This is a genomic window from Saccharopolyspora sp. ID03-671 (genome assembly GCF_045278815.1).
In the GTDB taxonomy this organism is placed as follows: domain Bacteria; phylum Actinomycetota; class Actinomycetes; order Mycobacteriales; family Pseudonocardiaceae; genus Saccharopolyspora; species Saccharopolyspora ipomoeae.
The window spans coordinates 6,149,494-6,167,583 of the sequence record NZ_CP134054.1 but is presented as its reverse complement, the minus strand read 5'-3'; the positions used below and the strand labels follow the sequence as shown (position 1 = coordinate 6,167,583).

Here is an 18,090-nt window from a genome sequence, read left to right as displayed (position 1 = left end):
GATATCCGCACGTCCTGGATCAGATCAATAGTCCGCTCGATCGTGCGAATCGAAGTGCCGACGGACGAGACCCGTGATCCTATTCCGCTTCGAAGGAGATCGACGGCGATCTCCTTCTCCCCTTGAGTGAACGAAGGAGCTCAATCCGCATGATGCCCCATTTCGGGAAGAAGTCAGCACTTTTCGGCGCGACCGCAGCACTGGCGGCCGCGCCGCTGCTCGGCGGTCTCCTGACCGCGCAGGCCGCCCCGGCCGCACCCGACAAGGCGCTGCTGACGTGCGACATGACCGGAACGGCCCAGTTCTCCCCGGCGCTGTCGGGGAACCCGTTCGGCGCGGCCACCACGATGAAGGTCGAAGGCGAAGCCATCGGCTGCACGCCCTCCGGGAGCTGGGCCGAGGACGTCGAGAGCGCGACCTTCAGCGGTGACCTCTCCGGCCGGATGTCGTGCACCTCGCTGCCGCGCGACGTCGGCGGGGACGTCGACATCACCTGGAAGTTCAAGGACGGCAGCACCGAGACCAGCAAGGCCAACTTCTCCCTGAAGCTGGAGGGCAACCCGCTCCGGCCCAGCCAGGGGGTCAGCGGCGCCTTCGTCGGCGAGACCACCGACGGCGAGTTCGCCGACGCCAAGCACAAGGGCACCGGCAAGTTCGACATGGCCTCCGCTGCGGGCGGCTGCCTCGCCGGCGGACTCTCCACGCTCGACTTCGCGGGCGAGTACGAGCTGAGCAAGTGACCTCCTGACACCGGCAGGACCCCCACGGGACGAGGGGCGGGGCAACGAGGCCCCGCCCCTCGCTCTTGCCCATAAATCAATCAAGCGTGCTTGATTTTTCTCGCGCTCGGGCTCAGGCTGGTCGGCATGGCCAACGTGGGCGCTCTGCTGGAAGACCTGTGCGCGGAAGGCGATGAGCTCGACGAGCTCGTCGCCGGACTGGACGAGGCGAGGTGGGCGCTCGCCACGCCCGCCGAGGGGTGGACGATCGCGCACCAGATCGCCCACCTCTCCTGGACCGACGACGTGGCCCTGCTGTCGGCCACCGATCCCGACGGCTTCGCAGCCGTCGTCGAGAAGGCGATGCAGGACCCGTTCGGGTTCGTCGACGCCGGGGCCGCCGAGCGGGCTCGCGCGCGGCCCGCCGATCTGCTGTCCGCCTGGCGGCTCGGGCGCTCGCGGCTCGCCGAGTCGCTGCGCGGAGTCGAGGACGGCCGCAAGCTCGCCTGGTTCGGACCGCCGATGGGCGTCGCCTCGATGACCACCGCACGGCTGATGGAGACCTGGGCGCACGGCCAGGACGTCGCCGACGCCCTCGGCGTCACCCGCACCCCCACCGCGCGGTTGCGCCACGTCGCGCACATCGGCGTGCGCACCCGCGACTTCGCCTACGCCACCCACGGCCAGAACCCGCCCGCCGAGGAGTTCCGCGTCGAGCTGGTCGGTCCCGGCGGCGAGGCGTGGGAGTGGGGCCCGGCCGACGCCGCGCAGCGGATCACCGGACCCGCCCTGGACTTCTGCCTGCTCGTCACCCAGCGGCGGCATCGCGACGACCTGGCGATCGAGACCGCCGGCGAGGACGCGGCGCACTGGCTGACCATCGCTCAGGCCTTCGCCGGCGCACCCGGCAAGGGCAGGGAGGCGGGCCAGCACTCATGATCGGCACCGACCCCGAGCTGCTGCGCGTCGGCAACTGCTCCGGCTTCTACGGCGACCGGTTCTCGGCGATGCGCGAGATGCTCACCGGCGGCGAGCTGGACGTGCTCACCGGCGACTACCTCGCCGAGCTGACCATGCTCATCCTCGGCCGCGACCGGCTCAAGGACCCCGATCTGGGGTACGCCAAGACGTTCCTGCGCCAGCTGGAGGACTGCCTCGGACTCGCCGCCGAGCGCGGCGTGCGGATCGTGGCCAACGCGGGCGGCGCCAACCCGGCGGGCCTGGCAGCCCGGATCCGGGAGCTCACCGCGCGGCTCGGCCTGGACATCTCGGTCGCGCACGTCGAGGGCGACGACCTCACCGCCCGCGCAGCCGAGCTCGATCTCGGCTCTCCCCTGGTCGCCAACGCCTACCTGGGCTGCTGGGGTCGTGGAGTGCCTGAACTCCGGCGCCGACGTGGTGGTCACCGGCCGGGTCACCGACGCCTCGGTCATCGTCGGACCCGCCGCGGCGCACTTCGGCTGGGAGCGAACGGATTTCGACGCGCTGGCCGGGGCCGTGGCGGCCGGGCACGTCATCGAGTGCGGGACCCAGGCCACCGGGGGCAACTACTCGTTCTTCACCGAGATCGCCGACCTGACACGGCCGGGCTTCCCCCTCGCCGAGCTGCGGCGCGACGGCTCCAGCGTGATCACCAAGCACCCGGGCACGGGCGGCGCGGTCACCGTCGACACCGTGACGGCGCAGCTGATGTACGAGATCCAGGACGAGCGCTACGCCGGTCCCGACGTCACCACGCGGCTGGACACCATCGACGTCTCCCAGGACGGCAAGGACCGGGTGCTGCTGCGCGGCACGCGCGGCGAGGCACCACCGCCGGAGCTGAAGGTCTCGCTGAACACCCTCGGCGGCTTCCGCAACGAGATGGACTTCGTGCTCACCGGTCTCGACATCGAGGCCAAGGCCGAGCTCGCCCGGCGCCAGCTCGAAGCCGGGCTCACCCGGCGACCCGCCGAGCTCACCTGGACCCTGTCCCGGCTGGACCGCCCCGACGCCGACACCGAGGAGCGCGCCAGCGCCATCCTGCGCTGCGTCGCCCGCGATCCCGACCAGGACGTGGTCGGACGCGCGTTCTCCAACGTCGCCGTCGAGATGGCCCTGGCCAGCTACCCCGGCTTCAGCCTCACCAGCGTCCCGGGCAAGGCCTCGCCCTGCGGCGTCTTCACCGCCGGGTACGTCGATCCGGCCCGGGTCCCCCACGTCGCGGTCCTCCCCGACGGAGAACGGGTCGACGTCCCTCCCGTTTCCGAGGTGGGGGAAGTTTTCATGAGAACTTCCCCCACCCCACCACCAGAACGGGAACCCGAACCACTTTCAGACGGACCCACCCGCAGCGTCCCGCTGGGGACGTTCGTCGCGGCGCGCAGCGGGGACAAGGGCGGCAACGCCAACATCGGCGTCTGGGTGCGCACCGAGCAGCAGTGGCGCTGGCTCGCGCACGCGCTCACCGTCGCGAAGGTGCGCGAGCTGCTGCCGGAGGCGGCCGAGCTGGCGATCACGCGGACCGCGCTGCCCAACCTGCGCGCGCTGAACTTCGTCGTCGAGGGAATCCTCGGCGACGGCGCGGCGTCCCAAGCCCGATTCGACCCCCAGGCCAAGGGACTCGGCGAATGGCTCCGGTCCCGGCACATCGACATCCCGGAGGCGCTGCTGTGAACCCGTGGGACACCGACGAGCGGCGGGGGTTGCGCGAGACCGCGCGGCGCTTCACCGAGAACGAGATCCTGCCGCACCAGGACGAGTGGGAGCGCGCGGGCGCGCTGCCGCGCTCGCTGCACGAGAAGGCCGGGGCGCTGGGGCTTCTCGGCGCGGCGCTTCCCACCGACGTCGGCGGGGGCGGCGGTGACCTCATCGACGCGGCCGTCATCGCCGAGGAGATGCACCACGCGGGCGTTTCCGGCGGCACCTTCGCCTCGCTGTTCACCTGCGGCATCGCCGTCCCGCACATGGCCGCCGCCGGAGACGCCGCGCAGATCGAGCGCTGGGTGAAGCCGACGCTGGCCGGCCGCAAGATCGGCTCGCTGGCCATCACCGAGCCCGGCGGCGGGTCCGACGTCGGGCACCTGCGCACCCGCGCCGACCGCGACGGCGACCACTACGTGGTCAACGGCGCCAAGACGTTCATCACCTCCGGCTGCCGCGCCGACTACGTCGTCACCGCCGTGCGCACCGGCGACGACGGCGCGGGCGGGGTGTCGCTGCTGGTCGTCGAGAAGGGGTCGCCGGGTTTCACCGTCTCCCGCAAGCTGGAGAAGATGGGCTGGCACGCCTCCGACACCGCCGAGCTGGCCTTCACCGACGTCCGCGTTCCCGCCGAGAACCTGGTGGGGCCGGAGAACTCCGGGTTTCTGCAGATCGCCCAGGCGTTCCTCAGCGAGCGCCTGTCGCTGGCGGTGCAGGCCTACGCCGGGGCCCAGCGCTGCCTGGACCTGGCCGAGCAGTGGTGCCGCGACCGGGAGACCTTCGGGCGCGCGCTGATCACCCGGCAGTCCGTGCAGAACACGCTCACCGAGATGGCCCGCAAGATCGACGTCGCCCGCGTCTACGCGCGACGGCTGGCCGAGCGGGCAGTCGCCGGTGAGCAGGACCTGACCGTCGAGGTGTGCTTCGCCAAGAACACCGCGGTGGAGGCGGGCGAATGGGTGGCGCACCAGGCGCTGCAGCTGTTCGGCGGGCTCGGCTACATGCGCGAGTCCGAGGTCGAGCGCCAGTACCGGGACATGCGCATCCTCGGCATCGGCGGCGGCACCACCGAGATCATGACCGGACTGGCGGCGAACCGATTGGGGTATCGAGCGTGACGATCGTGAAGTCCGCGCTGGACACGAGTTCCGGCGACTACGCCGACGCCGCGAAGGCGATGGTCGACAAGATCGCCGAGCTCGACGAGGCGCACGCCACCGCGCTGGCAGGCGGCGGCCCGTCGAAGGTCGAACGGCACCGCAACCGCGGGAAGCTCACCGCCCGGGAGCGCATCGAGCTGCTCATCGACGAGGACTCGCCGTTCCTCGAACTGTGCCCGCTGGCCGCCTGGGGCAGCGACTTCCAGGTCGGCGCCTCGGTGGTCACCGGCATCGGCGTGGTCGAAGGCGTCGAGTGCATGATCGTGGCCAACGACCCGACCGTGCGCGGCGGCACCTCCAACCCGTGGACGCTGCGCAAGTCGTTGCGCGCCAACGAGATCGCCGAGAAGAACCGGCTGCCGGTGATCTCGCTGGTGGAGTCCGGCGGCGCGGACCTGCCGACGCAGAAGGAGGTGTTCATCCCGGGCGGCGCGCTGTTCCGCGACCTCACGCGGCTCTCGGCGCACGGGATTCCCACGATCGCCCTGGTCTTCGGCAACTCCACGGCCGGGGGCGCCTACATCCCCGGCATGTCCGACCACACGGTGATGGTCAAGGAGCGCTCGAAGGTGTTCCTCGGCGGGCCGCCGCTGGTGAAGATGGCCACCGGGGAGGACGCCGACGACGAGTCGCTGGGCGGCGCCGACATGCACGCCACCACCTCCGGCCTGGCGGACCACTTCGCGGTCGACGAACCGGACGCGCTGCGCCTGGGCCGCTCCATCGTCAAACGCCTGAACTGGCGCAAGAAGGGCCCGGCCCCGCGCGCCGAGGTGCGCGAACCGCGCTTCTCGCCCGAGGAGCTGCTGGGCGTGGTGCCCGCGGACCTGAAGGTGCCGTTCGACCCGCGCGAGGTGATCGCGCGCGTCGTCGACGACTCCGACTTCGACGAGTTCAAACCGCGCTACGGCTCCAGCCTGGTGACCGGGTGGGCGGAGCTGCACGGCTACCCCGTCGGCATCCTCGCCAACGCGCGCGGCGTGCTGTTCTCGGAGGAATCGCAGAAGGCCACCCAGTTCATCCAGCTGGCCAACCGGGCCGAGACGCCCCTGCTGTTCCTGCACAACACCACCGGCTACATGGTGGGTGCCGAGTACGAGCAGGGCGGCATCATCAAGCACGGCGCAATGATGATCAACGCGGTGTCCAACAGCAAGGTCCCGCACATCTCGCTGCTCATGGGCGCCTCCTACGGCGCCGGGCACTACGGCATGTGTGGGCGCGCCTACGACCCGCGGTTCCTGTTCTCCTGGCCCAGCGCGAAGTCCGCGGTGATGGGCCCGGCGCAGCTCGCCGGGGTGATCTCGATCGTCGGCCGCGCCGCCGCCGAGGCCAAGGGCCAGCCGTTCGACGAGGCCGGTGACGCCGCGATGCGGGAAGCGGTGGAGAACCAGATCGAGGCCGAGTCGCTGCCGATGTTCCTGTCCGGACGGCTCTACGACGACGGCGTCATCGACCCGCGCGACACCCGCACGGTGCTGGGGATGTGCCTGTCGGCCATCCACAACGCCCCGATCGAAGGCGCCGAGAACTTCGGCGTCTTCCGGATGTGAGGTCCCACGCGATGATCACCAACGTTCTGGTCGCTAATCGCGGTGAGATCGCCCGGCGGGTGTTCGCGACCGCCCGCCGCATGGGCCTGTCCACCACCGCCGTGTTCTCCGACCCCGACGCGGCCGCGCCGCACGTCGGCGAGGCCGACGCCGCGATCCGGCTGCCCGGCGACACCCCCGCCGAGACCTACCTGCGGGCCGAGCGGCTCGTGCAGGCCGCGCGGGCGGCCGGCGCCGACGCGGTGCACCCCGGCTACGGGTTCCTGTCCGAGAACGCCGCGTTCGCCCAAGCGGTCTCCGACGCCGGGCTGACCTGGGTGGGCCCGCCGGTCAAGGCCATCGAGTCGATGGGCTCGAAGGTCGAGGCCAAGGCCCTGATGTCCGACGCCGGGGTGCCGGTGCTCGCCGAGCTCGACCCGTCCTCGGTCACCGACGACGACCTGCCCGTGCTCATCAAGGCCTCCGCCGGGGGCGGCGGGCGCGGCATGCGGGTGGTGCGGGAACTCGCCGAGCTGCCCGAGCAGATCGAGGCCGCGCGCCGCGAAGCCGAGTCCGCCTTCGGCGACCCGACGGTGTTCTGCGAGCGCTACCTGGAGACCGGCCGCCACATCGAGGTGCAGGTCCTGGCCGATCGGCACGGGGCGGTGTGGGCGCTGGGCGAGCGGGAGTGCTCGATCCAGCGCAGGCACCAGAAGGTCATCGAGGAGGCCCCGTCTCCGCTGGTGGAGCGCACACCCGGAATGCGGGAGCGGCTGTTCGAGGCGGCGCGGCTGGCGGCCGCGGCCATCGGCTACGAGGGCGCGGGCACCGTCGAGTTCCTGGCCGACGAGCGGGGCGAGTTCTTCTTCCTGGAGATGAACACCCGGCTGCAGGTGGAGCACCCGGTCACCGAGAACACCACCGGGCTCGACCTGGTGCGGATGCAGCTGCAGATCGCCGACGGCCACGCCCTGCCCGCCGAACAGCCCGCGTCCCGAGGACATTCGATCGAGGTCCGGCTCTACGCCGAGGACCCGGCGCAGGACTGGCGCCCGCAGAGCGGCACCCTGCGACGGCTCGAGGTCCCAGGCACCGCAGCGGAGTTCGCGGTGCTGGACGCGCCGGGCGTCCGGCTGGACTCCGGTGTCGCCGACGGCGACGCGGTGAGCATCCACTACGACCCGATGCTGGCCAAGGTCATCTCCCGCGGCGACACCCGCGAGGAGGCGGCGCGGCTGCTGGCGGCGAGCCTGTCCCGGGCGAAGATCCACGGCCTGGTCACCAACCGCGACCTGCTGGTCCGGGTGCTGCGGCACCCCGCGTTCCTGGCCGGGGACACCGACACCGCGTTCTTCGACCGGCACGGCCTGGCCGCCCTGGCCCGGCCGCTGGCCACCGACGACGCCGTCGCGCTCTCGGCAGTCGCCGCAGCGCTGGCCGCCGCTGCCGAGAACCGCCGCACCGCGCGGGCTCTCGGCGGGTTCCCGTCGGGTTGGCGGAACCTGCCGTCGGTCCCGCAGACCAAGACCTACACCAGCGGCGATCGCGAGATCGAGGTGTCCTACCTCGCCAAGCGCACCGGTGTGGAGGTCGCCGACCACCCCGGGCTGGCGCTGGTGGAGGCCACCCCGACCCGCGTCGTCCTCGACGTCCCGGGCGAGCACGGGGCGCTGCGGCGGAGCTTCGACGTCGCCCGCCACGGCGAGCACGTCCACGTCGACTCCCCGCTGGGGCCGGTCGCGCTGGTGCGCACCGCGCGCTTCACCGACCCCGCCGAGCGCGTCAGCGAGGGATCCCTGCTGGCGCCGATGCCCGGCAAGGTCGTCAGGCTCGCCGCCGCCCCCGGCGACCAGGTCACCGCGGGACAGCCGCTGCTGTGGCTGGAGGCGATGAAGATGGAGCACACCGTCGCCGCGCCGACCGACGGCGTGCTCGCCGAGCTCAACGTCACCGCAGGTCAGCAGGTCGAGGTGGGAACCGTGCTGGCCGTGGTCGACGCCCCCGACACCGAGGAGAAGGCATGAGCTTCATCGAGACCGACGAGCAGAAGGAGCTGCGCGCCTCCGCCGCCAAGCTCGCCCAGCGCTACAACCACGTCGACTACGTGCTGCCCAAGGCGCGCGCGCACGAGCCGCTCACCGAGCTGTGGGACGAGGCGGGCCGGCTCGGGTTCCTCGGCGTGAACATCCCCGAGGAGTACGGCGGGGGCGGCGCGGGCATCTACGAGCTCGCGCTGGTGCAGGAGGAGCTCGCCGCGCAGGGTGCCGGGCTGCTGCTGGTCGTGGTCTCCCCCGCGATCTGCGGCACCATCATCACCAAGTACGGCACGGCCGAGCAGAAGCAGCGCTGGCTGCCGGGGCTGGCCGACGCCAGCACCACGATGGTCTTCGCCATCACCGAGCCGGACGCGGGCTCGAACTCGCACCACATCACCACCACCGCCCGCCGCGACGGCGCCGACTGGGTGCTGCAGGGCCAGAAGGTGTTCATCTCCGGCGTCGACCAGGCGGACGCGGTGCTGGTCGTGGCGCGCACCGAGGACTCCCGGACGGGCAAGCTCAAGCCCGCGCTGTTCATCGTGCCCACCGACGCGCCGAACTTCGTGGCGCAGCCGATGGAGATGGACATCATCGCCCCGGACCGGCAGTTCACGCTGTTCCTCGACGACGTGCGGCTGCCCGCCGACGCGCTGGTCGGCGAGGAGGACGCGGCGCTGATGCAGCTGTTCTCGGGCCTGAACCCGGAGCGCATCCTCGGCGCGGCGATGGCCACCGGAACGGGCCGCTACGCGCTGGACCGAGCCGTGGAGTACGCCAACCAGCGCCAGGTGTGGAAGACCCCGATCGGCGCCCACCAGGGCATCGCGCACCCGCTGGCGCAGCACAAGATCGAGATCGAGCTCGCGAAGGTGATGATGCAGAAGGCCGCCACGCTCTACGACGCCGGGCGGGACATGGAGGCCGCCGAGGCCGCGAACATGGCCAAGTACGCCGCGGCCGAGGCCAGCATCGCCGCCCTCGACCGCGCCATCCAGACCCACGGCGGCTCGGGCCTGACCTCCGAGCACGGCCTCGCCGCGATGCTCGGCGCCGCCCGCATCGCCCGGGTCGCCCCGGTCAGCCGTGAAATGATCCTCAACTACGTCGCCCAGCACAGCCTGGGCCTGCCCAAGTCGTACTAGGGGCTGTTCGACAATTGCGGTGGAGCCGCTGCTTCAGGTGCGGGACTCGGCCGGCTCCGTCGAGCGGGGTGACCACAGCACAGTTCTCAGGGGGATCAGCGGGATGAGGTCGCGGGAGCCCAAGCAGGATCGCAGTCGCGCGACGCGGCAGCGCTTGCTGGAGGCCACCATCGACTGCTTGGCGTCGCAGGGCTGGGACGCCACGACGGTCACGGCCGCCGCGCAGCGGGCGGGGGTGTCGCGCGGTGCCGCGCAGCACCACTTCCCGGCTCGCGAGGACCTCATCACCGCTGCCCTGGAGCACATGTTCGACGCGCGGATGGCCGAGATCCGCGCCGAAGGCACCCGGCTGCCCGACGGGCCCGGCCGCACCGAGGCCGTGGTCGCGCGGGTTGTCGACTACTTCACCGGCGACCTGTTCAAGGCCGCGCTCCAGGTCTGGACGGCGGCCGCGGCCGACCCGTCGCTGCGGGAGCGGATCGTCCCCCTGGAGGCCCGCTTCGGCCGCTCCGTCCACCAGGTGGCGATCGAGATGCTCGGCGCCGACGACCGCGACCCCACCACCCGGCGCCTCGTGCAGGCCACCCTCGACATGGCCCGCGGCCTGGGGCTGGCCGACGTCCTCACCGACGACTCGACGCGCCGCAAGAACATCGTCGCCCAATGGGCGAAGACCCTCGACGACGCCCTGCCGCCGGTCGCCTGAGACGCGAAAGGGCCCGTGGCCCCGCCGGTGTCGAACGGGATCACGGGCCTGCCTCACGCCTCGGTCACGGCACGACCTGGACCTCGTCCCCGACCTGGAGCTTGTCGAAGAAGACCTCGGAGGACTTCTTCGACAGGTGGATGCAGCCCGCCGAGCGGTCGGTGAGGCTGCCCTGGTGGAACGCGACGCCGGTGTCGGTGAAGAACACCGAGTTCGGCATCGGGGCGTCGAACTCCTTGCTGTGGTGGTCCTTGTCCTTCCACGTCACGTGGAAGGTGCCCGCGGGGGTGGGGCTCTCGGGACGGCCGCCGAGCGCGGAGGCCTCGCCGTAGTAGACCTCGCCCGCGCGGATCAGCCACGCGCGGTTCTGCGACAGGCTCACGCACGCGTGCGCGGTCGCGGTGCAGGGAGTGCCGGGCACCAGCTGCGGCTCGGGCGCCGGCTCGGCGGAGGCGCTCACCGCTCCGAGCGGCAGCGCGGTGGCCGCCGCGGTCACCGACACCATCGCGATCCTGCTTAACATCCGTTCTCCCAACGTTCTCGGCCTCGGCCCGAACCCCCAGTTCACGCGGGATGGGGACCTCGAATCTGCCGTGGAGTGATCAGAGCAGCACACACTGTAGCGGAGGAGGTTTCGATCCGGTGACGAACGGCCGCAACACCACCCGAGACGCGCAGCGGGCTCAGCCCGCGACGCGGCGCACCGAGTGCACCTCGCCCATGTACTTGACCTCTTCGACCGTGACGTCCTGGCCCTCGGTGGGCGCGTGCACCATCTTGCCGTTGCCGATGTAGATGCCGTCGTGGCTGGCGGAGCTGTAGAAGAAGATGATGTCGCCGGGCTTCATCTCCGACTGCGACACCGACCGCCCCGCCGAGACCTGGGAGCGCGTGGAGCTCGGCAGGTCCACACCGGCCTGCTTGTAGGCCCACTGCACGAGGCCCGAGCAGTCGAACTCCGACGGCCCCTTGGCGCCGAAGACGTACGGCGAGCCCTGCTTGCTCAGGGCCGCGTTGACCGCCTTGATCGCCGCACCCGAGCCGGCGAGCTGGCCGACGGCGCTGGTCACGCCGGACAGCGCGTCCTTGTCCTGCTCGCTGAGCTCCTCGTACTTCTCCTTGACCTCGGCGACCTGGGTGTCCATGTCCTTCTTGCGCGCGGCGATGTCGCCTTCCAGCCGGGCGGCGTCGGCCTCGGCCCGCTCGGCTCCGGCGCGGGCCGCGTGAGCCTGCTGCTGCGCGCTCTCGGCCCGGTGCGTGGCGTCGGCGAAGGCGTGCACGGCCTCGTTGTTGTGCTGGGCCATCAGGTCGAGCGCGGCCGCCCGGTCCAGGAACGCGTCCGGGGTCTCGCTCTCCAGGATGGCGCCGATGGAGTTCATCCGCGCCCCCTTGTAGGAGGCCTCGCTGAGACGGTCGACCTGGCCGCGCAACTGCTCCTCCTGCGCGTGCGCCCCAGCGGCGACCTTGTCGGCCTGCTGCGCCTCGGCGTTGAACCGGTCGAGGTCGCGGCGCTTGGCCGCGTGATCGTCCTGCGCCTTCTTGTAGTCCTCGGTGAGGACCTCGGCCTGGCGGGACAGCTCGCGCAGCTTCTGCGCGGCCTGCGACGCCTCGCCGGACTGGGGCTCGGCCACCGCCGCCGGGGCACCTCCGAGCATCGCGGTGGAGACGGCAGCGACCGCCAGCAGCGCGGTGCGCTTGGGGACGTGGTGCGGGTTCGGCATGGGGCCGTTCACTCCTTCGAGCGGGGTTGCGGCAGTGGGCGGTCACCCTAGATCCCCGCTCAACCGGAAGCCCGAACCGGCCACATCCCCCCGACGAACCCGTGCGCTGCGAGAACGACCTCGAACGAGCCAAGTGGACGAGACCCTTCCGACCGTCCACCGATCGTGATCCTTCGCACCGCCCGATCCGGCTAACACCGGGCGGAGCTGCGACGACGTGCCCTCGACGGACCCGCGATCAGCCCGCGACGCGACGGACGCTGTGCACCTCGCCCATGTACTTGACCTGCTCGACCATGACGTCCTGGCCCTCGGTGGGCGCGTGCACCATCTTCCCGTTGCCGATGTAGATGCCGACGTGGCTGGCCGAGGAGTAGAAGAAGATGAGGTCGCCGGGCTTCATCTGCGACTGCGACACCTTCGTCCCGACGGACACCTGCGACTGCGTCGAGGCGGGCAGGGACACCCCCGCCTGCTTGTAGGCCCACTGCACCAGACCGGAGCAGTCGAACGAGCTGGGCCCCTTGGCGCCGAAGACGTACGGCGAGCCCTGCTTGCTCAGCGCCGCGTTGACCGCCTTGATCGCCACGCCGGACCCGAGCAGCGCGCCGACCTTGCTCTTCACGCCGGACAGCGCGTCCTTGTCGGAGTCGCTGAGCTCCTCGTAGGTCTCCTTGACCTTGGAGACCTGGGCGTCCATGTCCTTCTTGCGCGCGGCGATGTCGCCTTCCAGCCGGGCGGCGTCGGCCTCGGCCCGCTCGGCTCCGGCGCGGGCCGCGTGGGCCTGCTGCTGCGCGCTCTCGGCGCGGTGCGTGGCGTCCGAGAAGGCGTGTACCGACCGGCTGTTGTGCTGCGACATGAGGTCCAGCGTCGAAGCGCGGTCCAGGAACGCGTCAGGGCTCTCGGCGTTGAGGATCGCCGCGATGGAGTTCATCCGGGAGCCCTTGTAGGAGGCCCTGCTGAGCCGGTCGACCTGGCCGCGCAGCTGTTCCTCCTGCGCCCGGGCCCCGGCGGCCACCTGGTCGGCCTGCTGCGCTTCGGCGTTGAACCGGTCGAGGTCGCGGCGCTTGGCCTCGTGGTCGTCCTGCGCCTTCTTGTACTGCTCGGTGACCTCCTCGGCCTGCCGCGACAGGTCCCGCAGCTTCTGGGCCGCTTCGGAGGCCGACCCCGCCTGGTCGGGCTGGGCGCCGGCCGGGGCGGCGCCCAGCAGGGTCGACAGCGTCACGGTCGACAGCGCGGCGGCGGCCACCAGCGCCGTGCGCTTCGGCGTGTGCTTGGCGTAGTGCGTCATGGCCTCGTTCACTCCTCCTGCAGACCGCGAGGTGACGGCACCGTAGAACGCGGCCGCAGCGCGGGAGAAAGCGGACAACGACGCTGAAACAGGTTGGCAGCGGCGAAACCCGGCGTCGAATCCGGCCGAGAACGGGCATTTCCGCGCGGCTTTCGGACTCGTCCGGGAACGTGATCTTCGGCACCGTCCGGTTCGGCTAACGCCGGGCGCCCGCGCGACGACTTCGCGGGAAGGGCCTTTCGACGTCGCCCCAACCGGGAAGAAACGAGTTCGACTGGGATTTTGCCACTTTCTCGAGAATGCGATCCCGGCCGGTCCGGCAATGGCGCGAATTCGCGATCCAAATTGCGGTGACCAGCCGAATCACCTCCTCCCGCAGCCGGTTTCGACGCCCCTACCTCGACGATCTCCGTTTCGGAGTTTCGCCAATCTGGTCTAGACCCATTGACACCGCACAGGCCGGACCATACGTTCTGCCGCGCTATCGCAAATTCCACCGACCGTTCTCCGGGGCCGAGCGCGCCGCGTTCCGGATCGATTCACGACCCGAAGCCGCACGCCGGGTCGTCCTGAGGGGAGACCCCTGTGACGAGGAAACCGATCCGATGGGCCGCGCTCGCGGCCGGTCTGCTGATGCTGCCGATCGCGGGCGCCCTGACCGCGCAGGCCGCGCCGGGCGAGCTCAAGGCGGCCCCCTACTACATGCCGCTGGACAACAACCCGCAGGACATCGCCGAGGCGATCGAGTCCAGCGGGCAGAAGGACTACATCTTCGCCTTCGCCCTGGCCCCGTCCACCGACTCCTGCACGCCCACCTGGGACGGCAAGCCCGGCCAGGAGATCGCCACCGACACCGCCGTGAAGGCCAAGGCCGACGCGGTGCGCGCCGCGGGCGGCAACCTGTCGGTGTCCTTCGGCGGCTACAACGGCATCGAGCTGGCCACCGCCTGCGCCGACGCCCCCGCGCTCGCCGGCGCCTACCAGCAGGTGATCGACAAGTACGAGCTGAACCACATCGACCTCGACATCGAGGGCGACGACCTCGGCGACGTGCCCAACGAGACCAAGCGCTTCGAGGCCATCAAGATCCTCAAGGAGCGCAACCCCGACCTGCACGTCACCCTCACGCTGCCGATGACCACCGTCGGCCTCAACGAGGCCGGCAAGGCCGAGATCCAGCGCGCCAAGGACATGGGTGCCGAGATCGACCTGTTCAAGATCATGGACTTCGACTACGGCGGGCCCGGCCAGGACATGGCCAACAGCGCCATCTCCGTCGCCGAGGCCTTCCACCAGCAGCTGCGCCAGATCCACCCCGAGTTCGACGACGCCGCGGCCTACGCGCGCACCGGCGTGATCCTCATGAACGGCCACACCGACCAGCCGTCCGAGCTGTTCACCCCGGACACCTTCCGCGCGCTGCTGGACTACGCCCAGCAGAAGCAGATCGGCCGCCTCTCCTACTGGGCGCTCAACCGCGACCGCGTCTGCACCGAACCCGGCGGCTGGGCCGACGGCAAGTGCAGCAGCGTCGAGCAGCAGCCCTACGAGTTCACCAAGATCATCGCCGAGTTCCAGTGACGCCCTGGAGGATCACCATGCGAATGTCCCGGAAGATCGTGACCGCCCTGGTCGCCGGTTCGATGCTGCCGCTGGCCGCGGGTTCCGCCCTCGCCCGGGAAGCCCCGGCCCCCGCCGAGATCAAGACCGCGCCCTACATCGACGTGATGCAGGAGAAGCCCACCCTCGCCGAGGTCGCCGAGGCCACCGGGCAGCAGCACTTCACGCTGGCCTTCGTCCTCGGCAGCGCCGCGGGCTGCACCCCGATGTGGGGCGGTGAGCGGCCCGTCGACGACCCGGCCATCAAGGGCCAGATCGACGAGCTGCGGGCGCAGGGCGGCGACGTCATCGTCGCCACCGGCGGCGCGATGGGCCCCTACCTGGAGAGCGTCTGCGGCAGCGCGGACGAGCTGCTCAACGCCTACAAGGCGATCCTCGACGCGACCGGCGCCAACCACCTCGACGTCGACGTCGAGGCCAACATCCCGCAGGACCTCGTCAACGAGGCGCTGGCCAAGCTGCAGGCCGAGCGCGGCACCAAGGTCAGCTACACGCTGCGCGTGCAGGCCGACGAAACCGGCCTGGACCCCTACTCGGTGCAGGTGCTGCAGAGCGCCGCCGCGCACGGCGTCGACGTCCTGGTCAACCCGATGACCATGGAGTTCGGTTCCCAGAAGCCGTGGGGCGACGCGGTGATCGCCGCCGCCGAGAGCACCCTGCGCCAGATGAAGGAGATCTGGCCGGACCTCAGCGACGCCGATCTCAGGGCGCGGCTGGGCGTGACGCCGATGATCGGCCGCAACTTCAACGGCAACATCTTCACCCAGGACCACGCGCGTCAGCTGCTGGACTGGGCCAACACCAACAAGATCGGCCTGCTGTCCTTCTGGTCGGCCGGCCGCGACAACGGTGACTGCCCGGGCGGCGCGGTGTCCCCGACCTGCAGCAGCATCGAGCAGCAGCCCTTCGAGTTCACCACGATCTTCAAGGGCTTCGGCGCCTGATGCCGACCGCGGTGCCGGCGTTCCCGCTCGGGAGCGCCGGCATCGCGCTCAGGACTCCAGGCACTCGTAGGTCGTGCGCACGTAGTCGCGGGTCTTGGCCGCTCCGACGAGTTCGGCCGCCATCTTGTTCATCGCGTACGCCAGGGTCGTCCGGCGGTCGAGGTCGTTGACCACCACGGCGCCGCCGTGCCCGACCCACCAGCAGATCCGCCCGGACGGCGTGGGCATCAGCTCCGGCGTCGGCAGCGCGTAACCCATCCCGAACGGGATGCGGTGCCCCAGGACCCGGTCGCGGGAATCGGACTGGACCTCGAAGATCCGCTCGATGACCTGCGGCGACAGGTAACGCCTGCCCCCGATCTCGCCACCGTGCGAGATCGGCGACTGCATCCGGGCCACCGAGCGCGCGTTGCCCTGGCCGTTGAACCCGCCGAGCTCGGCGCCCAGGAACTCCCGCGTGGTCGTCACCTTCATCGACAGCACCGGGTTGAGCAGCGCCCGCTGCCCGAACTCCCCCAGCTCCGGCGCGTGCGGCGGCGACTTGAGCCGCGCGACCCGGGCGTCCACCGATTCCGGTGCGCCGAGCCAGTAATCGGCCTCCAGCGGCTCGGCGAAGCGGGTGCGCAGCAGCTCCCCGGCGGTGCTCCCGGTGGCCCGCAGCACGAGTTCGCCGAGCAGGTGGCCGTGGCTGATCGCCTGGTAGCCGGACCCGTCCCCCGGCGCGAACCACGGCTTCTGCGCGGCCAGCAGCGCGGCCGCCCGGCGCGTGTCGTAGAGGTCCTCGACGGTCATCGTCGCGTCCCAGCCCGGAAGTCCGCTGGTGTGCCCGAGAACGTGCCGGACCAGCACCCCGGACTTGCCCTTCTCGGCGAACTCCGGCCAGTAGCGCGCCACCGGCGCGTCCAGGTCCAGCTCGCCGGAATCGGCCAGCGACAGCGCCACCAGCGCGAGCATCGTCTTGGTCACCGAGAACGTGTTGACCAGCGTGTCGGCCTCCCACGGCACGCCCTCGGAGGCCTCCCCGGCCCACAGGTCCACGACGGTCTCGCCGTCCTGGATCACGCACAGCGACGCGCCGCGCTCGTCGCCGTCGGCCAGCCGGCGTTCCAGCAGGTCCCGCAGCGGCGCGAACCGGGGTGCGCAGTGCCCGTTCATCATCGGGGTCCCGTTCATCATCGGGCTCGCTTCCTGCCTGCGGCGATCTCGCGGTGCAGATCGCGGACGTATCGGGCGAAGTCGAGCTGGATGGTATGCCGCGGCGCGTCGTAGTACTGGCCCAGGTGCTTGCGCTCGTCCTGCGCCATGATCCGCCGCATCCGCTCCGGCTCGGGCAACCGGTACTCGCCGGTGAGGTGCGCGGCGATGAGCTTGCTCTGCTGCTCGGCGAGGTTGACGATCGTCGGCGAGGCCTGCGCGAGCCCGGCGAAGTAGAGGTTGTCGATGCCCGGCTTGAGGATGCGCTTGTACAGCGGGAACCGGTGATCGACGTCCGGCTGCAGGGCGTCGTCGTCGAAGAACGGGAAGCTCATCGCGTACCCGGTGGCGAACACGATGACGTCGGCCGCGATCCGCGTGCCGTCGGAGCACTCGACCTCGTCGCCGTCGAGCCTGCTGATCGCGGGAACGCAGGTCAAATCGCCGGACCCGGCCTTGGCGAGGAAGTCGATGCTCACCGAGGGGTGCGCGGACAGCGGCTCGTGGTCGGGTTCGGGCAGGCCGTAGTCGCTCATGGCGCCGACGTTGCTGCGAATGGCCTTGCGCGCCAGGCGGAGCGCCAGCGGTTTGGGCATCCAGGGCGGCATCATCAGCTTGTCGGCGGGCTTGCCGCCGCGGTACTTCGGCAGCACCCACACGCCCCGGCGCGCCGAGACCCACACGTGCTCGGCGATGGAGCGGTGCGAGAGCTCCGAGGCGATGTCCAGCGCCGAGTTGCCCATGCCCACCACCACGACCCGCTTGCCGCGCATGTCCACCGGCGAGAACGGGCTGCGGTAGGAGTGGCTGTGCAGGGTCGTCCCGCGGAACTCGCCGGGTACTGCGGGGTGCGCGGGTTCCAGTGATGCCCGTTGGCGACCACCAGCGCGTCGTACTCGCGGGTCTCCCCGCTGCTCAACCGGACTCGCCAGCGCCCGTCGGCGGTGCGCCCGGCGTGCTCCACGCGGGTGTTGAAGGTGATGGTCTCGCGCAGGCCGAAGTGCTCGACGTAGTCGCGGAAGTACCGGTGGATCAGCGTGTGGTGCGGGAAGTCCGGCCAGTCCCCGGCGGCCGGGAAGTCCTCGAACTGCAGGCGGGTGGTCGAGGTGTCGATGTGCAGGGACTCGTAGCAGGCGGACCGGCCGTTGGGGTTGTCGAAGTACCAGTTGCCGCCGACGTCGTCGGATTCCTCGAAGCAGTCGTAGCGGATCCCCGCGTCGCGCAGCCGCTTGGCGGTGGTGAAGCCGGAGCACCCGGCCCCGATGATGCAGACCACCGGATCCGAACCCATCGACAACCTCCTCGTCGCGATGCGATCGCTGATCGCGCCCCGGCGCGCG

The 18,090-nt window shown here is 71.0% G+C and carries 14 protein-coding genes and 2 pseudogenes; 10 read left to right on the top strand and 6 right to left on the bottom strand.

All coding sequences use genetic code 11. The features are described from left to right. Positions 1 to 149 precede the first annotated feature (149 nt). The 8 genes and pseudogenes from REH65_RS28645 to REH65_RS28610 all read left to right on the top strand — a co-directional run bounded on the left by REH65_RS28645 (position 150) and on the right by REH65_RS28610 (position 9,980). The gene (locus tag REH65_RS28645; RefSeq protein ID WP_406689871.1) at positions 150 to 740 is read left to right on the top strand and encodes a hypothetical protein; all 591 of its coding nucleotides are present in this window, start codon (positions 150 to 152) and stop codon (positions 738 to 740) included. Positions 741 to 866: 126 nt separating this feature from the next. Then, on the top strand, positions 867 to 1,658 hold the full coding sequence (locus REH65_RS28640; protein WP_406689870.1) for a TIGR03084 family metal-binding protein: 792 nt from the start codon (positions 867 to 869) through the stop codon (positions 1,656 to 1,658). Beyond that, positions 1,655 to 3,374 (top strand): annotated as a pseudogene (locus REH65_RS28635) (acyclic terpene utilization AtuA family protein). Before REH65_RS28640 ends, REH65_RS28635 begins: the two are co-directional and overlap by 4 nt. Beyond that, on the top strand, positions 3,371 to 4,519 hold the full coding sequence (locus REH65_RS28630; RefSeq protein WP_406689869.1) for an acyl-CoA dehydrogenase family protein: 1,149 nt from the start codon (positions 3,371 to 3,373) through the stop codon (positions 4,517 to 4,519). Before REH65_RS28635 ends, REH65_RS28630 begins: the two are co-directional and overlap by 4 nt. After that, the gene (locus REH65_RS28625) at positions 4,516 to 6,114 is read left to right on the top strand and encodes an acyl-CoA carboxylase subunit beta (RefSeq protein WP_406689868.1); all 1,599 of its coding nucleotides are present in this window, start codon (positions 4,516 to 4,518) and stop codon (positions 6,112 to 6,114) included. Before REH65_RS28630 ends, REH65_RS28625 begins: the two co-directional genes overlap by 4 nt. Before the next feature lie 11 nt (positions 6,115 to 6,125). Then, complete coding sequence (locus REH65_RS28620; RefSeq protein ID WP_406689867.1) at positions 6,126 to 8,117, top strand: acetyl/propionyl/methylcrotonyl-CoA carboxylase subunit alpha; 1,992 nt, start codon at positions 6,126 to 6,128, stop codon at positions 8,115 to 8,117. Beyond that, positions 8,114 to 9,274: an acyl-CoA dehydrogenase family protein gene (locus REH65_RS28615; protein ID WP_406689866.1), complete on the top strand. Its 1,161-nt coding sequence runs from the start codon at positions 8,114 to 8,116 to the stop codon at positions 9,272 to 9,274. The genes REH65_RS28620 and REH65_RS28615 overlap by 4 nt, the downstream gene beginning before the upstream one ends. Positions 9,275 to 9,377: 103 nt before the next feature. After that, positions 9,378 to 9,980 (top strand): TetR/AcrR family transcriptional regulator, encoded by a 603-nt coding sequence (locus REH65_RS28610; protein ID WP_343231348.1) that lies wholly within the window; start codon positions 9,378 to 9,380, stop codon positions 9,978 to 9,980. Positions 9,981 to 10,044: 64 nt separating this feature from the next. Here the strand turns inward: REH65_RS28610 and REH65_RS28605 are convergent, their stop codons facing one another. The 3 genes from REH65_RS28605 to REH65_RS28595 form a co-directional block, all read right to left on the bottom strand. Further along, complete coding sequence (locus REH65_RS28605; protein WP_281453447.1) at positions 10,045 to 10,503, bottom strand: L,D-transpeptidase; 459 nt, start codon at positions 10,501 to 10,503, stop codon at positions 10,045 to 10,047. A gap of 160 nt (positions 10,504 to 10,663) precedes the next feature. Next, on the bottom strand, positions 10,664 to 11,701 hold the full coding sequence (locus REH65_RS28600; RefSeq protein ID WP_406689865.1) for an NlpC/P60 family protein: 1,038 nt from the start codon (positions 11,699 to 11,701) through the stop codon (positions 10,664 to 10,666). A gap of 238 nt (positions 11,702 to 11,939) precedes the next feature. Then, positions 11,940 to 12,992, bottom strand: coding sequence for an NlpC/P60 family protein (locus REH65_RS28595; RefSeq protein ID WP_281453449.1), 1,053 nt, complete (start codon positions 12,990 to 12,992; stop codon positions 11,940 to 11,942). A 585-nt stretch (positions 12,993 to 13,577) separates the two neighbouring features. Between REH65_RS28595 and REH65_RS28590 the strand changes: the two genes are divergently transcribed. Both REH65_RS28590 and REH65_RS28585 read left to right on the top strand, forming a co-directional pair. After that, positions 13,578 to 14,573, top strand: a complete 996-nt coding sequence (locus tag REH65_RS28590) for a chitinase (RefSeq protein WP_406689864.1) — start codon at positions 13,578 to 13,580, stop codon at positions 14,571 to 14,573. Positions 14,574 to 14,596: 23 nt separating this feature from the next. Next, positions 14,597 to 15,556: a chitinase gene (locus REH65_RS28585; RefSeq protein WP_406689863.1), complete on the top strand. Its 960-nt coding sequence runs from the start codon at positions 14,597 to 14,599 to the stop codon at positions 15,554 to 15,556. A 48-nt stretch (positions 15,557 to 15,604) separates the two neighbouring features. Here REH65_RS28585 and REH65_RS28580 read toward each other — a convergent pair whose 3' ends face one another. The 3 genes and pseudogenes from REH65_RS28580 to REH65_RS28570 all read right to left on the bottom strand — a co-directional run. Beyond that, positions 15,605 to 16,732, bottom strand: a complete 1,128-nt coding sequence (locus tag REH65_RS28580; protein ID WP_406689862.1) for a serine hydrolase domain-containing protein — start codon at positions 16,730 to 16,732, stop codon at positions 15,605 to 15,607. After that, a complete protein-coding gene (locus REH65_RS28575) occupies positions 16,729 to 17,523 on the bottom strand; it encodes a hypothetical protein (RefSeq protein WP_406689861.1) in 795 nt (264 codons plus the stop codon). The genes REH65_RS28580 and REH65_RS28575 overlap by 4 nt, the downstream gene beginning before the upstream one ends. A gap of 128 nt (positions 17,524 to 17,651) precedes the next feature. Further along, positions 17,652 to 18,041 (bottom strand): annotated as a pseudogene (locus REH65_RS28570) (NAD(P)-binding protein); the annotation flags it as partial. Between the last annotated feature and the right edge of the window lie 49 nt (positions 18,042 to 18,090).

What these genes read in the sequence shown, in the direction of transcription:
- REH65_RS28600 (WP_406689865.1), bottom strand. Translation starts at nt 11,701, where the DNA reads ATGCCGAACCCGCACCACGTCCCCAAGCGCACCGCGCTGCTGGCGGTC.
- REH65_RS28610 (WP_343231348.1), top strand. Translation starts at nt 9,378, where the DNA reads ATGAGGTCGCGGGAGCCCAAGCAGGATCGCAGTCGCGCGACGCGGCAG.
- REH65_RS28595 (WP_281453449.1), bottom strand. Translation starts at nt 12,992, where the DNA reads ATGACGCACTACGCCAAGCACACGCCGAAGCGCACGGCGCTGGTGGCC.
- REH65_RS28585 (WP_406689863.1), top strand. Translation starts at nt 14,597, where the DNA reads ATGTCCCGGAAGATCGTGACCGCCCTGGTCGCCGGTTCGATGCTGCCG.
- REH65_RS28575 (WP_406689861.1), bottom strand. Translation starts at nt 17,523, where the DNA reads ATGCGCGGCAAGCGGGTCGTGGTGGTGGGCATGGGCAACTCGGCGCTG.
- REH65_RS28640 (WP_406689870.1), top strand. Translation starts at nt 867, where the DNA reads ATGGCCAACGTGGGCGCTCTGCTGGAAGACCTGTGCGCGGAAGGCGAT.
- REH65_RS28620 (WP_406689867.1), top strand. Translation starts at nt 6,126, where the DNA reads ATGATCACCAACGTTCTGGTCGCTAATCGCGGTGAGATCGCCCGGCGG.
- REH65_RS28605 (WP_281453447.1), bottom strand. Translation starts at nt 10,503, where the DNA reads ATGTTAAGCAGGATCGCGATGGTGTCGGTGACCGCGGCGGCCACCGCG.
- REH65_RS28645 (WP_406689871.1), top strand. Translation starts at nt 150, where the DNA reads ATGATGCCCCATTTCGGGAAGAAGTCAGCACTTTTCGGCGCGACCGCA.
- REH65_RS28580 (WP_406689862.1), bottom strand. Translation starts at nt 16,732, where the DNA reads ATGATGAACGGGACCCCGATGATGAACGGGCACTGCGCACCCCGGTTC.
- REH65_RS28615 (WP_406689866.1), top strand. Translation starts at nt 8,114, where the DNA reads ATGAGCTTCATCGAGACCGACGAGCAGAAGGAGCTGCGCGCCTCCGCC.